General features: G+C 70.9%; 15 protein-coding genes and 1 riboswitch. Of the genes, 9 read left to right on the top strand and 6 right to left on the bottom strand.

Features of this window, described 5'->3' with window-relative positions; all coding sequences use genetic code 11:
- Nucleotides 1-72: 72 nt before the first annotated feature.
- Nucleotides 73-184: riboswitch (TPP riboswitch) on the top strand.
- The 5 genes from RWS82_RS11125 (at nucleotide 175) to RWS82_RS11105 (ending at nucleotide 4959) form a co-directional block, all read left to right on the top strand.
- Nucleotides 175-849 (top strand): ECF transporter S component, encoded by a 675-nt coding sequence (locus tag RWS82_RS11125; RefSeq protein WP_314650120.1) that lies wholly within the window; start codon nucleotides 175-177, stop codon nucleotides 847-849. Its footprint overlaps the riboswitch before it by 10 nt.
- Nucleotides 849-2306, top strand: coding sequence for an ABC transporter ATP-binding protein (locus RWS82_RS11120; RefSeq protein ID WP_314650118.1), 1458 nt, complete (start codon nucleotides 849-851; stop codon nucleotides 2304-2306). Before RWS82_RS11125 ends, RWS82_RS11120 begins: the two co-directional genes overlap by 1 nt.
- The gene (locus RWS82_RS11115; RefSeq protein ID WP_314650116.1) at nucleotides 2303-3094 is read left to right on the top strand and encodes an energy-coupling factor transporter transmembrane component T; all 792 of its coding nucleotides are present in this window, start codon (nucleotides 2303-2305) and stop codon (nucleotides 3092-3094) included. The genes RWS82_RS11120 and RWS82_RS11115 overlap by 4 nt, the downstream gene beginning before the upstream one ends.
- A 113-nt stretch (nucleotides 3095-3207) precedes the next feature.
- Nucleotides 3208-3969: an SDR family NAD(P)-dependent oxidoreductase gene (locus RWS82_RS11110; protein ID WP_314650115.1), complete on the top strand. Its 762-nt coding sequence runs from the start codon at nucleotides 3208-3210 to the stop codon at nucleotides 3967-3969.
- 159 nt (nucleotides 3970-4128) lie between these two features.
- Complete coding sequence (locus RWS82_RS11105) at nucleotides 4129-4959, top strand: NAD(P)-dependent oxidoreductase (protein WP_314650113.1); 831 nt, start codon at nucleotides 4129-4131, stop codon at nucleotides 4957-4959.
- A 146-nt stretch (nucleotides 4960-5105) separates the two neighbouring features.
- On the opposite strand, the gene RWS82_RS11100 is transcribed toward RWS82_RS11105, so the two are convergent.
- From RWS82_RS11100 to RWS82_RS11090, 3 genes are all read right to left on the bottom strand, one after another.
- Nucleotides 5106-5858 (bottom strand): sulfite exporter TauE/SafE family protein, encoded by a 753-nt coding sequence (locus tag RWS82_RS11100; protein ID WP_314650110.1) that lies wholly within the window; start codon nucleotides 5856-5858, stop codon nucleotides 5106-5108.
- 7 nt (nucleotides 5859-5865) lie between these two features.
- Nucleotides 5866-6504, bottom strand: coding sequence for a bifunctional 4-hydroxy-2-oxoglutarate aldolase/2-dehydro-3-deoxy-phosphogluconate aldolase (locus RWS82_RS11095; protein WP_314650108.1), 639 nt, complete (start codon nucleotides 6502-6504; stop codon nucleotides 5866-5868).
- 87 nt (nucleotides 6505-6591) lie between these two features.
- Nucleotides 6592-7071: a hypothetical protein gene (locus RWS82_RS11090; RefSeq protein WP_314650106.1), complete on the bottom strand. Its 480-nt coding sequence runs from the start codon at nucleotides 7069-7071 to the stop codon at nucleotides 6592-6594.
- 87 nt (nucleotides 7072-7158) lie between these two features.
- On the opposite strand from RWS82_RS11090, the gene rlmN reads away from it, so the two are divergent.
- Nucleotides 7159-8472, top strand: coding sequence for a 23S rRNA (adenine(2503)-C(2))-methyltransferase RlmN (gene rlmN, locus RWS82_RS11085; RefSeq protein ID WP_314650105.1), 1314 nt, complete (start codon nucleotides 7159-7161; stop codon nucleotides 8470-8472).
- Here rlmN and RWS82_RS11080 read toward each other — a convergent pair.
- On the bottom strand, nucleotides 8421-9047 hold the full coding sequence (locus tag RWS82_RS11080; protein ID WP_314650103.1) for an NAD(P)H-dependent oxidoreductase: 627 nt from the start codon (nucleotides 9045-9047) through the stop codon (nucleotides 8421-8423). The two genes, rlmN and RWS82_RS11080, sit on opposite strands and share 52 nt — an antisense overlap.
- 64 nt (nucleotides 9048-9111) lie before the next feature.
- Here RWS82_RS11080 and RWS82_RS11075 point away from each other — a divergent pair, with 64 nt between their 5' ends.
- From RWS82_RS11075 to RWS82_RS11065, 3 genes are all read left to right on the top strand, one after another.
- Nucleotides 9112-9681 (top strand): TetR/AcrR family transcriptional regulator, encoded by a 570-nt coding sequence (locus RWS82_RS11075; protein WP_314650102.1) that lies wholly within the window; start codon nucleotides 9112-9114, stop codon nucleotides 9679-9681.
- A gap of 88 nt (nucleotides 9682-9769) precedes the next feature.
- Nucleotides 9770-11293, top strand: coding sequence for a DUF4407 domain-containing protein (locus RWS82_RS11070; RefSeq protein ID WP_314650100.1), 1524 nt, complete (start codon nucleotides 9770-9772; stop codon nucleotides 11291-11293).
- Between the two features lie 76 nt (nucleotides 11294-11369).
- On the top strand, nucleotides 11370-12383 hold the full coding sequence (locus tag RWS82_RS11065; RefSeq protein WP_314650098.1) for an aldo/keto reductase family protein: 1014 nt from the start codon (nucleotides 11370-11372) through the stop codon (nucleotides 12381-12383).
- Between the two features lie 118 nt (nucleotides 12384-12501).
- Here the strand turns inward: RWS82_RS11065 and RWS82_RS11060 are convergent, their stop codons facing one another.
- Entirely contained in the window at nucleotides 12502-13008 is a 507-nt protein-coding gene (locus tag RWS82_RS11060) for an ACT domain-containing protein (RefSeq protein ID WP_314650096.1), read from the bottom strand.
- A gap of 157 nt (nucleotides 13009-13165) precedes the next feature.
- Entirely contained in the window at nucleotides 13166-14224 is a 1059-nt protein-coding gene (locus tag RWS82_RS11055; protein WP_314650094.1) for a PLP-dependent cysteine synthase family protein, read from the bottom strand.
- Between the last annotated feature and the right edge of the window lie 8 nt (nucleotides 14225-14232).

Raw genomic sequence — 14232 nt, 5'->3', positions numbered from 1 at the left:
GTACCCAATCTCCCGCGAAAAACCGCGTGCGTGAAGGCGCGACCTCCGGATGTCGCCCCCGGGTATGCTGGTCACCACAACCACGGGAGTCCGGCGAGCCGGGCTGAGAGGGAGCGAATCGCGCTTCGACCGTCGAACCTGATCTGGGTCATGCCAGCGCAGGGAGGAGTTCAGATGAGTACGTCCACGCCCGAATCCACCGCGAAGAACAGCGGTGCCACGGCATCCGCCCCGGCTTCCGCGAAGCGCGGCACCGCACCCGCGTCGATCTGGCGCTGGCGCGTCGTCGACATCGTCGTCGCCAGCGTGCTCGGTGTCGCCGCCGGCCTGATCTTCCTCGCCTGGAACGTCGGCTACCTGGGCCCGAAGGCTCTTCTCGAGCCCCTGCTGCCGGGCCTGCAGGGCCTGCTCGACGGGCCCTGGCTCTTCGCCGGCGTGCTCGGCGGGCTGATCATCCGCAAGGCGGGTGCCGCGATCTACGTCGAACTGCTCGCCGCGGTGGTCTCGGCGCTGATCGGCAACCAGTGGGGCGGATTCCTCACGCTCGAAGCCGGACTCGTTCAGGGCCTCGGTGCCGAGTTGATCTTCCTGCTGTTCTTCTACCGCCGCTGGTCGCTGCCCGTCGCGATCCTCGCGGGTGCGGGCGCGGCGCTCGCGGGCGGCATCAACAACCTCGTGCTCTGGTACGCCGGGTCGGGCGCCGAGTTCACGGCGATCTACCTCGTGAGCACCGTCGTCTCGGGTGCCGTCATCGCCGGCGCCCTCTCGTGGGTCCTGGCGCGCGGCATCGCCGCGACGGGAGCGCTCGACCGCTTCGGATCGGGCCGCGAGGCGCGCGTGCGCGTCTGATGTCGGGCGAATCCGCCGGCCCCGCGGCCGTCGAGGCGGTCTCGTGGGGCTGGCGTCACGCCAGTCGCCTCGCCTGGGCCCTGCGTGATGTGTCGTTCCGCATCGAACCCGGGGAGCGCGTGCTCGTGCTCGGGGCCTCCGGGGCGGGTAAGTCGACCCTCCTCCAGGGTCTCGCCGGTGTTCTCGGGGGTGACGAGGAGGGCGAGTCGGAGGGCGCGCTGCTGGTCGACGGGCACCCGGCCGCCGCGACCCGCGGTCGTGCCGGGCTCGTGCTGCAGGACCCCGATTCGCAGGTGATCCTCGCCCGGGTGGGCGACGACGTCGCGTTCGGATGCGAGAACCTGGGCGTGCCGCGGGCGGAGATCTGGTCGCGTGTCGGCCGAGCTCTCGACGCCGTGGGCCTCGACGTTCCGCTCGACCGCCCGACGAAGGCGCTCTCGGGCGGGCAGAAGCAGCGCCTCGCCCTCGCCGGCATCCTCGCCATGCGGCCCGGGGTGGTGCTGCTCGACGAGCCCACGGCGAACCTCGATCCCGAGGGGGTGGTCGAGGTGCGCGACGCCGTCGAACGGATGCTCGCCGCGCACCCGGCGACCCTCATCGTCGTGGAGCACCGGCTCGAGGTGTGGCTGCCGCTCATCACCCGGGTGATCGTCGTCGGCCAGGGCGGGGTCGTGGCGGACGGCCCGCCGGAGGCGGTGCTCGGCGAGCAGGGAGCAGGCCTCGCGGCCGACGGCGTGTGGGTGCCGGGGTTCGCTCCGAATGCTCCGCCACCCCCGCTCGCACCCGCCGGCGAGGTGCTGCTGTCGGCGCGCGGCCTCGCGGTCGCTCGGGTGAAGGGCGCGCCCGTCGCGACGGGCATCGACCTCGACGTGCGGGCCGGCCAGGCGCTCGCGATCACCGGCGCGAACGGTGCGGGGAAGTCGACCCTCGGGCTCACACTGGCGGGGCTCCTTCCGCCCGCAGGGGGAGCGGTGGAGGCATCCGTCGCTCTCGCCGCGGGCATCCGTCGCGCCCCGATCGACTGGGCGTCGCGTGACCTGCTCACCCGCATCGGGATGGTCTTCCAGGAGCCCGAGCACCAGCTGCTCGCCAAGACGGTGCAGGACGAGTTGGCGGTCGGTCCTCGGGCGCTCGGCAGGCCCGAAGATGAGATCGCCGCCCGCAGCGACGAACTGCTGCACCGCCTGCGCCTCGACCGTCTCGCGCGGGCGAACCCGTACACGCTGTCGGGCGGCGAGAAGCGTCGACTGACGGTCGCGGCGGCCCTCGCGACGCGGCCGCGGGTGCTGGTGCTCGACGAGCCGACGTTCGGGCAGGATGCCCGCACCTGGGCCGAGCTGATCGCGATGCTCGCCGCCCTGCGCGACGAGGGCACCGCGATCGTCACCATCACCCACGACCTCGACGTCGTGCGGGCGCTGCGCGCGGAACGCTACGAGCTGCGGAGCGGCCGATGACCGTCGTCGAGACCGCGGCGCGCACCGGCCGCGTCGCCCGCGTCAATCCGGTCGCCAAGCTCGCGGTCAGCGCGCTCATCGCGATCCCTCTGATCCTCACGCTCGATCCGGTGTCGGCATCCGTCGCTCTCGTGCTCGAATGCGTGCTGTTCCTCTTCGCGGGCATCGGGTGGCGCGAGTTCTGGCTGCGTACCTGGCCGGTGTGGCTTGCCGCCCCCCTCACGGCGTTGACGATCGCCCTCTACGGCGAGACGAGCGGCACGGTGTATGTCGAATGGTTCGTGCTGCGCATCAGCGACGGGTCGCTGGCGCTCGCGCTCGCCACGTTCCTCCGCGTGCTGGCGATCGCGCTGCCGTCGGTGGTGCTGTTCATCACGGTCGACCCGACCGACCTCGCCGACGGCATGGCCCAAGTGCTGCGGCTGCCCGCGCGGTTCGTGCTGGGCGGGCTCGCCGGGCTGCGCATGATCGGACTGTTCCTCGACGACTGGCGGGCGCTCGAACTCGCACGGCGGGCGCGGGGAGTGGCCGATCGGGGGCGCATCCGGCGCTTCGTGGGCATGGCGTTCGCGCTGCTGGTGCTGTCGATCCGCCGCGGCGCGAAGCTCGCGACCGCCATGGAGGCGCGCGGGTTCGGCGCGCCGGGTCGTCGCACCTGGGCGCGGGAGTCGCGCTTCGGGCTCGCCGAGTGGATGCTCCTGGGCATCGGCATCGCGATCTCCGCGGTGGCCGTCGCGGCGGCGGTGGCGACCGGGGCGTGGAACTTCATCCTCGGGCCGAGCGCCTGACCGGGGCCGTGTCGTAGGCTCGCTCCCGTCGGTCGCCCTCCGGGGATCGTGGTGATACTTGGAACCACGTAGGCTGATACTCGGTCGCACAACGACGTTCGAAGGAGAACACGATGCAGATCAGCGGACAGGGCGCTCTCATCACCGGCGGAGCCTCGGGACTCGGACTCGCCACCGCGCAGCGGCTGGTCGGAGCCGGAGCCCACGTCACGATCGTCGACCTCGCCACCTCGAAGGGGGCCGAGATCGCCGCAGAGCTCGGCGGCCTGTTCGTGCCGGCCGACGTCACGAGCGTCGACGAGGTGCGCGACGCCGTCGCCCAGGCGCAGCAGGCCGCTCCGCTGCGCGTCGTCGTGAACTGCGCCGGCATCGCCCCTCCCGCCAAGGTGCTCGACCGTGAGGGCAATCCCGCCGCTCTCGCCGACTTCGAACGCGTCGTGCGCATCAACCTGATCGGCACGTTCAACGTGCTGTCGCAGGCATCCGCCGTGATCGCGAAGAACGAGGCCGTCGAGGACGGCGGTCGCGGCGTCATCGTCGACACGGCGAGCGTCGCCGCGTTCGACGGACAGATCGGTCAGGCCGCGTACTCGGCGTCGAAGGGCGGCGTGCACGCCATGACCCTCCCCGTGGCGCGCGAGCTCGCCCGCCACGGCATCCGGGTCGTCACCATCGCCCCCGGGATCATGGAGACGCCCATGCTGCTCGGTCTGCCGCAGGCCGCGCAGGACTCGCTGGGCCAGCAGGTGCCGTTCCCCTCCCGCCTCGGGCGCCCCGACGAGTACGCGGCCCTCGTGCAGCACATCGTCGAGAACGACTACCTCAACGGCGAGACCATCCGCCTCGACGGCGCCATCCGCATGGCCCCGAAGTAACCCCCGCCCCCACCCCGTCACCACCGCTCCCGTCGCATTTTCTGTCGCCTGCGCGGCTCGGGGGCGACAGAAAATGCGACGGGAACGGGCACAGAAGGAACGGGCCGAAGGCGCAGGCCGAAGGAACTGGCTGAGACGGCCGCAGAACGAGGAGAACCCATGACACTCGCAGGAAAGACCATCCTCATGTCCGGCGGCAGCCGGGGGATCGGGCTCGCGATCGCGCTGCGCGCCGCCGCCGACGGGGCGAACATCGCCATGCTCGCCAAGACCGACACCCCGCATCCGAAGCTCGAGGGTACGGTGCACACCGCCGCCGAGCAGATCAGGGAGGCCGGCGGCCAGGCGCTGCCGATCGTCGGCGACGTGCGTGAAGACTCCGACATCACCGAGGCGGTGCTCAAGACGCAGGGCGAATTCGGCGGTATCGACATCGTCATCAACAACGCCAGCGTGATCGACCTGTCGCGCTCGCTCGAGCTGAGCGCGAAGAAGTACGACCTCATGCAGGACGTGAACGTGCGCGGGACCTTCCTGCTGTCGCGCGCGGCCGTGCCGATTCTGAAGGATGCCGAGAACCCGCACATCCTCTCGCTGTCGCCGCCGCTCAACCCCTCGCCCAAGTGGCTGGGCGCCCACACCGGTTACACGCTGGCGAAGTTCGGCATGACGATGGCGACGCTCGGCCTCGCCGCCGAGTTCGCGCCGGACGGGATCGCGGCGAACACCCTGTGGCCGCGCACGACGATCGCGACGGCCGCGGTGCAGAACCTGCTCGGCGGCGACCAGGTGATGGCCGCGAGCCGCACCGCCGACATCTACGCGGATGCCGCGTACGAGGTGCTGCGGCAGCCCGCGCGGTCGTACACCGGCCAGACGCTCATCGTCGAAGACGTGCTCGAGGGGGCGGGGGTGACCGACTTCTCGAGCTACGCCGCCGTACCGGGTACCCCCGACTCTGCCCTGTTCCCCGACATCTTCCTCGACTGACGCGGTCGCCGCACCCGGCCTCCTCGGTCCCGCGGCGTGCGAAACGGAGAGCGGATGCCGTCGGCCCGGTGTGTCGTCGGTCGACGCGCCGTGCGGTGCGCGACTGATCTCCGTTTTGGCGTGCGATCGCGTCCGCAGCGCCCGCGTCAGAGCAGGAGGTACAGCGCGCCGACGATCGTGAGTGCGATCACGAGGCGGTCGAAGAGGCGCTGGTCCAGGCGCTTCGCGATGGCGAGGCCCACCAGTGCGCCGACCACGACAAACGGGGCGAGCACGGCGTCCATGAGCAGAACGGGCGGCGTGAACAGACCGATGCCCGCGAGGAATGGCACCTTCACCAGGTTGATGATCGCGAAGAACCACGCCGCGGTGCCGAGGAAGACCTGCGCCGGGGTGCGCGTGGCGAGGAAGTACATCGACATGACGGGGCCGCCCGCGTTCGCCACCATGGTCGAGAACCCGCCGAGTCCGCCGTAGACGCCGGCGAGCACAAGGCCCCGCCCGGGTTCACGGGTGACGGCATTCGCTCGGCTCTGCCGCCACCGACGCCAGAGAGTGATCGCGATCATGAGCAGGAGGATCACCCCGATCGCGCGTCGCACGACACCGTCGCCCGCGAGCGCGAGGAACGCGAAGCCCGCGAGCAGCCCGACGACGACTGCCGGGGCGAGGCGCAGGATCGTCGGCCAGTTCGCGTGACGCCGATAGGCGAGAAGCGCGAACACGTCGCCGACGATGAGCAGCAGCAGCATCGCCGCGGTCGACATGCGTGCGGGAAGCACGGTCGCGAACAGGGCGATGGCGAGGATGTTGCTGCCGGGCAGGGCGGTCTTCGAGATGCCGATGACGACCGCGGCGACCCCCAGGGCCGCCCAGGCCCAGGGGTCGAGCGCGATCACGCCGGCGTCAGCCGCGGACGGCGGCCAGGGCGGCGGCGAAGCGGGCCGAGCGCTGCTCGATGTCGGCCCAGTCCTGCGCCTTGAGCGACGCTCCGTTGGCGAGGTCGCCACCGGCGCCGACCGCCACCGCACCCGCGGCGAACCAGTCGGCGAGGTTGTCGGGGTTCACGCCGCCGGTGGGCATGAGGGGCGCGTCGGGGAACGGGCCGCGCAGCGCGCCGAGGTACGACGGGCCGCCGAGCGATGCGGGGAAGATCTTCACGACGTCGACGCCCAGGTCGAGCGCGGTCATGACCTCGGTGGGGGTCATGGCGCCGGTCATCACGACGCGTCCGGTGTCGAGCATGTGACGGGTGAGGTCGGGCAGCGTGCCGGGGCTCACGAGGAACTCCGCACCGGCCTCGGCCGCGAGCGTCGCCTGCTCGGGGGTGGTGACGGTGCCGGCGCCGACGTAGGCGGCGTCGCCGTGACGGGCGATCAGCTCGCGGATGACGGCCGGCGCGTCGGGGGTCGAGAAGGTGACCTCGATGCCGGTCACCCCGCCGCGGATGATGGCCTCGGAGGCTTCGAGCGCGAGCTCGGGGGAGGAGGCGCGGAGAACGGCGAGGACTCCGGTGGCGCGGGCGCGGTCGAGACGGTCGGACATCATGCTCCTAGCGGTGGGGGTGGCTCCATTGTCGCGGATGCGCACTTGTCATTACAACGCGCCGACCAGAGAGGCGCGCCGCGAGGCTCACCGCGGCCAGGCGTCGATCGCGTCTTTGGCCTGCTTCAGACCCAGCCCGGCCTCGGTGCGGAGCAGCTTGATCGCCGCGATCTGCTGGTCGGCGGCGACCAACCGGTCGACCTCGGACGCGGCCGCGGGGGCGAGCGCCGCGCGCACCTCGACCGGATCGTCGATGGTCGGCGGGAAGATCGGGATCGCCGTCGTCGCGGGCGCCGCCCCGACCGTCCATCGCTCGATCCGGCGCTTCGACGACTGCAGGCTCTCGCCCGTGTGGTCGCGGAGCACCTTGATCGCCGCGATCGTGTTGCCCGACCGTACGAGGTCGTCGATGCGCGCCACCACCTCGGGGGCGAGAACCGGCGCCGCGCCGGCCGAGGCGGAAGGGGTCTCGGGGACCTTCGGCCGCACCGCCTGCACCACGCCGTAGACGAGCGCGACCACGGCCAGGGCCGCAACGACGATGCCGATGATCATGATGAGGTCCATGCGGAACAGTCTAGGAAGAGCATCCGACATCGGCCGCCCTCCCGGGGTCCAGCCGCCTCCCACCCGCTCGCCGGTACCCTGGAGGGTATGACCGAGAACCCCCGCACGCGCGAGACGCGCCCCGCAGCATCCGCGTCCGCCCCCGAGGGTCGACCCGCCCAGGGGAAGGTCCGCACCACCGGCCGGCCCGCCGGCAGCACGCAGGTGCGCCCGGCGACCGAGGGCTGGACCCAGCAGAAGGATGCCGAAGGTCGTCCGCTGCTGCAGTTCGCGAGCCCCAAGCGCGGCAAGCCGCCCGTGCACCTCGCCGACCTCACGCCCGAGGAGCGCGTCGAGAAGGTGAAGGAGCTGGGTCTGCCCGGCTTCCGCGCCAAGCAGCTCGCCACCCACTACTTCCGTCACTACACGTCCGACCCGGCGCACATGACCGATCTGCCCGCCGGCATCCGCGACGATCTCGTCGCCGGCATGCTGCCGCCGCTGATGACCGAGGTGCGCCGTCTCGAGACCGACCGCGGCGACACGATCAAGTTCCTGTGGCGTCTTCACGACGGCGCTCTCGTCGAGTCGGTGCTCATGCGCTACCCGGGCCGCATCACGCTGTGCGTGTCGAGCCAGGCCGGCTGCGGCATGAACTGCCCGTTCTGCGCCACGGGCCAGGCGGGGCTCACGCGCAACATGTCGACCGCCGAGATCATCGAGCAGATCGTGCGGGCCAACCGGGCCATTGCCAACGGCGAGCTGGGCGGGAAGCGCCGCGACGACCACAGCATGGAGCGCGTCTCGAACATCGTCTTCATGGGAATGGGCGAGCCGCTCGCGAACTACAAGCGAGTGATGGATGCCGTGCGCATCATGGTCGCGCCGCAGCCCGACGGCCTCGGCATGAGTGCCCGCGGCATCACGGTCTCGACCGTCGGCCTCGTGCCCGCCATCCGCAAGCTGGCCGACGAGAACATCCCCGTCACGTTCGCGCTGTCGCTGCACGCGCCCGACGACCACCTGCGCGACGAGCTCATCCCGGTGAACTCGCGGTGGAAGGTCGACGAGGCCCTCGATGCGGCCTACAACTACTACGAGAAGACGGGTCGACGGGTCTCGATCGAGTACGCGCTCATCAAGGACATGAACGACCACGCCTGGCGCGCCGATCTGCTCGCCGACAAGCTCAACGCCCGCGGCCGCGGCTGGGTGCACGTGAACCCGATCCCGCTGAACCCGACCCCCGGCTCGATCTGGACGTCGTCGGAGAAGGACGTCACCGACGAGTTCGTGCGCCGCCTCAACGATGCCGGCATCCCCACGACCCTCCGCGACACCCGCGGCAAGGAGATCGACGGGGCCTGCGGTCAGCTCGTCGCGACCACCGAGGACGAGGCCGCGTCGGCCGCGATGGCCTGAGCACGCGCGGCATCGCGCCTGCCGTCGGCAGCGCCGAGGCGCTCCGCCTCCGTCAGCCAGCGCGCGATCGTGGCGGGCGCGGCCGCTTTGACCCCCAGCATCCGGTGCGTGCGGACCGATCGGATGCCGCAGAACCGCATCGTGTTGCGTACGACCTGCCGCTGAGCGGGAAGGCCGGTGAAGGGTGCCGCGTACCAGGGGGTGTCTGCGAGGAGCATCAGTCTCCCGTGGCGCGCCGTGAGGAGTCCGACCGGGAGTCCTCTCGGTGAGTAGCGGTACTCCTGCTGCGGGAGCAGGGCGCGATCGAAGAAGCCCTTGAGCAGCGCGGGTACCGACCCCCACCACAGCGGGGTCGCGATCACGACCGTGTCGGCGTCCGCGAGTGCCTGCTTCGCGTCGACGAGGTCGGGTTCGAGCGTCATGCGCCGGCGGTAGCCGAATCGCAGGTGCGGATCGAAGGCGAGGGTGCGCAGCGCCAGCACGCGGGCGTCGCCGTGCGCGTCGGCGTACCGCTGCGCGAGGGCGGCGGTGAGGGAGTCGGCGTGCGGGTGGCCGTCGATCACGAGAGCAGGCATGCGGTTTCCAATCTGGACAGTGTCAACGTGCTGGACAGTGTCAAGATAGGAGAGGATGTTGCGCATGTCAAGTTCGAAGCCCGGGTACCACCACGGCGATCTCGCCCGCGCCCTCGAAGACGCCGCGATGCACCTGCTCGAACGGATGCCCGCGGCCGACATCAGCCTGCGAGAGGTGGCGCGCGCGGCGAACGTCAGCCACAACGCCCCGTACCACCACTTCTCCGACCGTCGTGGCCTGCTGAAGGCGATCGCGGAGCGCAGCATGGCCGACCTCCTCGCACACGTGCAGAGCGCGTCCCGCGACCAGCCGAACCCGCGCGCCGCGCTCGCCGCGGGAGGCGAGGCGTACATCCGCTTCGCCGTCGAGCATCCGCATGCGTTCGACGCCGTCTACGACCCGACCGTCTGCGTGCCCGGATCGCCCACCGAGACCATGGCGCCGCTCATCGATGCGCTCGAAGAAACACTCGCCACCGCGGCGGCCGCGACCGGACTCGACCAGCCGACGGACGTCACCGCCCTGTGGGGCCTCATCCACGGCCTGGGCACGCTCGCCGCCGCCGGCCACTTCGGTCTCGACGACGCGCTCGCCGCATTCTCGGCGCTGCTCGCGCGCCTCGTCGCCGCCTGAGTCCGCGCGGCTCGCCGGCACGCGAAGCTGAGAGCCGTCAAAGCACTCTTCCACCGTGCGCACAGGCGCGGATTCGTACGATATCGGGATGCCCTATTCCGCTCACCGACCGGGTCGCTTCGACTCGCAGGGTCGGATCATCCTCGACGGCGACCCGAACGCCGAGACCGATGACCTCGACTTCCTCCGCGAGTTCGAGCCCACCGGCGCCGACGACGAACCGTTCGTCGGCGCGCCCGCGCAGACCCGACGCGCCTCGAACGGCGACGAGACGGATGCCCCGGCCGAGGCATCCGATACCGACGAGTCGCCCCGATCCCGCGAACCCCGCCCGCGCCGCGAGCCGCGGCCCCGACGGGTGCGCACCCCGCGGACACCCGGATCGCGGCTGCGTCAGCTCGCGATCCTCGGCGGCGCGGAGGGCGAGATCCTCGACCGCGTGCCGGGCGAGACGCCGCGCTTCGTGCAGATGTTCTTCGTGCTCGCCGGCACCGCGTTGGTCTCGGCGATCTCGATGCTGTTCGCCCTGACCACCGGCGTGCAGGCGGCGATCTGGCTCGCCGTGCCGCTCGCGATCGTGTGGGCGCTCATCATCTTCAACCTCGACCGGTTCCTCACCTCGACCATGTCGTCGACCAAGAACGTGTGGCGGCTGATCGGGCTCGCCATCCCTCGCGTGATCATGGCGGCCATCATCGGATTCGTCGTCGCCGAGCCGCTCGTGCTGCAGGTGTTCCACAACGACATCGCCCGCGAGGTCGCTGCGACGAACATCACCCAGGCGCAGTCCGATCAGGAGGCGCTCGAGTCGGGGCCCGAGAAGATCGCCCTCGACGCCGCCACCGCCAAGGTCGCCGAGCTCGAGAACCAGGCCGCCACCGGTGTGGTCGCCGGCACCGATGCGTCGTCGGCCTCCGAATCGGCCGCGCAGTCGACGGTCGACGACCTCACCGCCAAGCTCACCGAGCAGCAGGGCGTCATCGACCAGGCCCGCGCGCTGTACCAGTGCGAGCTGACGGGCGAGGGCGCCGGGACGGTGCCCGGATGCACCGGCGTGAACGGTGAGGGAGCCAGCTCGGATGCCGCGCAGGCCCAGCTCGCCCAGGCGCAGCAGACCTACGACGGACTCGCCGAGCAGCTGCGCGTCGCGAACGAGGAGCTCGCCGCCGCGGGCACCACCGCCAAGCAGAACACCGCCACGTCGGAGACGCAGAACCGCCAGCTCGCGCAGGACCAGCTGCCCGCCGCCCGCAACACCTACGAGCAGGCCCTCGAGGCCTACAACGCCCGCGCGGATGCCGTGGCGCAGGGCAACGCGGGAGCCGTCGGGCTGCTCAGCCAGATCAGTGGCCTGAACCGGCTCAGCGAGAAGGAGCCCGCGATCCTGTGGGCGCACATCCTCATCGCCGCCCTGTTCTTCATGATCGAGCTGCTGCCGGTGCTGGTGAAGGTGCTCACCTCGTACGGCGAACCCAGCCTGTACGAGAAGGCGGTCGCGATCCGCAAGCAGGTCGCGCTCGACAAGGTGACCGCCGAGGGGTTCACCGACAGGGCTGCGATCGTGCAGACCCAGTCGAGCGCCGTGAGCCAGACGGTCGCGCAGGCGCCCTAGTCCCCGCGCGTGCGTTTGGGCGGGTGGATGCGGGGCATCCGGCCCTGACGTCGGATGCCGGGGCTAGCGTGGTGTCATGGTCAACTATCGCTATCTCGGCAACAGCGGTCTCAAGGTCTCGGAGATCACGTACGGCAACTGGGTCACGCACGCCTCGCAGGTCGAAGACGACGCCGCCGTGAAGACGGTGCACGCCGCCCTCGACGCCGGCATCACCACGTTCGACACCGCCGACACCTACGCCAACACGGCGGCTGAGGTCATTCTCGGCAAGGCGCTCGAAGGTCAGCGCCGCGAGAGCCTCGAGATCTTCACGAAGGTCTACTTCCCGACCGGCCCGAAGGGTCCGAACGACACCGGCCTCAGCCGCAAGCACATCATGGAGTCGATCAACGGCTCGCTGACGCGCCTCGGCACCGACTACGTCGACCTCTACCAGGCGCACCGCTTCGACTACGAGACCCCGCTCGAAGAGACGTTCCAGGCCTTCGCCGACATCGTGCGGCAGGGCAAGGCGCTCTACATCGGCGTCTCGGAGTGGACGGCCGAGCAGCTGCGTGAAGGCCACGCGCTCGCGAAGCAGCTCGGCATCCAGCTCATCTCGAACCAGCCGCAGTACTCGATGCTGTGGCGCGTGATCGAGGGCAAGGTCGTGCCGGCGTCGGAAGAGCTCGGCATCTCGCAGATCGTGTGGTCGCCGATGGCGCAGGGCGTGCTCAGCGGCAAGTACCTGCCTGGTCAGCCGGTTCCCGAGGGGTCGCGGGCGACCGACCAGAACTCCGGTGCGCAGTTCATCAAGAACTTCCTGCAGGACGACATCCTCACCGCCGTGCAGCGGCTGAAGCCCATCGCCGAGCAGGCCGGCCTGACGATGCCGCAGCTCGCGATCGCGTGGGTGCTGCAGAACCCGAACGTGGCCGCGGCGCTGGTCGGCGCATCCCGCCCCGAGCAGCTCGCCGACACGGTCAAGGCCTCGGGAGTGACCCTCGACGCCGACACCATGTCGGCCATCGACGAGGCGCTGGGAGACACGGTCAACCGCGACGCCGAGCACACCTACTCCACCTCGCCGAAGACACGTCTGGCCTGACGGCGCGCGTCTGCTTCGTGCGGGATCGATATGTCGGCTTAATCGGCCTGTGAAGGTGCAGTATCGATCCCGCACGGGGAGTGCGGGCGCACGGGGCGTGCGGGTGGCGCGGGCGGCGTCAGGCGAGGGTGATGTCGACCTGGATCTCGGCGGCGAGACGCTCGAGGTCGGCGCGGAGGGCATCGATATCGGCGGATGCCGGAACCGTCGCCGTGACCGTCGACTCGAACAGCCGTCCTCCGGCCATGGCGGCGTCGCGCGTCTCGGTGGTCATGCTCGAGATGCTGAGGGCGTGAGCGCTCAACACGCCGGACACCTCGTGCACGATACCCGGACGGTCGTTGCCCAGAACGGAGAGCGACAGGCTGCTCGAGGCGGCGGCCGCGGCATCCGACCCGGTGTGGATCGTCACCGTCAGCAGCCCCGTCAGCGCGCGCAGCGCGGATTGCAGTGCCGGTACGCGGTCGTCGGCGACCGAGACCTCGATCACACCGGCGAAGGTGCCGGCGAGTTCGGCGAGGCGGCTGTTCTCCCAGTTGCCGCCGTGCGCGTCGACGGCATCGGCGACGGCGGAGACGAGGCCGGGACGGTCGGCGCCGGCGACGGTGAGGATGAGGGTGGTCATGCGGCCAGCGTAGCCGCCACAACTCAGGACAGACGAAGGTTGGGACGCCGCCCTCGGCGCGCGCGGCCCGTTTGGCGGGGTGGGCGGCGGAGGATGCAGCCGGCGGTCCTGAGTTATGGCGCTGGTAGGCGGACGATGTACCCCCGGAGGCCGGGGGCTACTCGCCCCAGGTGCCGGTCTCGAGGAACGCGTCGAGGCGGGCGCGGTGCGGCGCGAGGTCCCAGCCCTGGGCGGAGACCCACTCATCGGAGTAGTAGGTGCCCGCGTAGCGCACGCCGCTGTCGCAGATGAGGGTCACGACGCTGCCGGTCTCGCCGGCCGCCCGCATGCGCGCGATCAGCTGGAAGGCGCCGTACAGGTTCGTTCCGGTCGAGCCGCCCGCCCAGTGCAGCGTGCGGTCGCGCAGCATGCGGATCGCCGCGATCGACCCGGCGTCCGGCACGCGGATCATCTCGTCGATCACGGTCGGCACGAACGACGGCTCGACGCGGGGACGCCCGATGCCCTCGATGCGGCTCGGCCGGCCGGCCGGGGCATCCGCGGTGCCCGCCCAGCCGTCGTAGAATGCCGACCCTTCGGGGTCGACGACCGCGACCTGCGTCTCGTGGCGCCGGTACCGCACGTAGCGGCCGAAGGTGGCGCTGGTTCCGCCGGTGCCCGCGCCCACGACGATCCAGCGCGGGATCGGATGCCGCTCCTGCGCCAACTGGCTGAACACGCTCTCGGCGATGTTGTTGTTGCCACGCCAGTCGGTGGCCCGCTCGGCGAACGTGAACTGGTCGAGGTAGTGGCCGTCGCAGTCGCTCGCCAGGCGGCGTGCCTCGTCGGACATGTCCTCCGCGCGGTCGACGAAATGGCAGGTGCCGCCGTAGAACTCGATGAGCGCGATCTTCTCCTGCACGGTCGAGCGCGGCACGACGGTCACGAAGGGCAGTCCGAGCATCCGCGCGAAGTAGGCCTCCGAGACGGCCGTCGACCCGCTCGACGACTCGACGAGGGTGGTGCCCTCATGGATGTGCCCGTTCACCAGGCCGTACAGGATGAGCGACCGCGCCAACCGGTGCTTGAGCGAGCCCGTCGGATGCACCGACTCGTCCTTCAGGTACAGGTCGATGCCCCACTCGGCGGGGAGCGGGAAGACGTGCAGGTGCGTGTCGGCGCTGCGATTCGCGTCGGCCTCCAGCAGGGCGATCGCGCGGGAGGTCCAGATGTCCACGGGTCGAG

Source organism: uncultured Microbacterium sp. (assembly GCF_963528945.1).
Taxonomy (GTDB): domain Bacteria; phylum Actinomycetota; class Actinomycetes; order Actinomycetales; family Microbacteriaceae; genus Microbacterium.
Note: the sequence above shows the minus strand (reverse complement) of the source record. Positions and strands in the feature narration are given on the sequence as shown.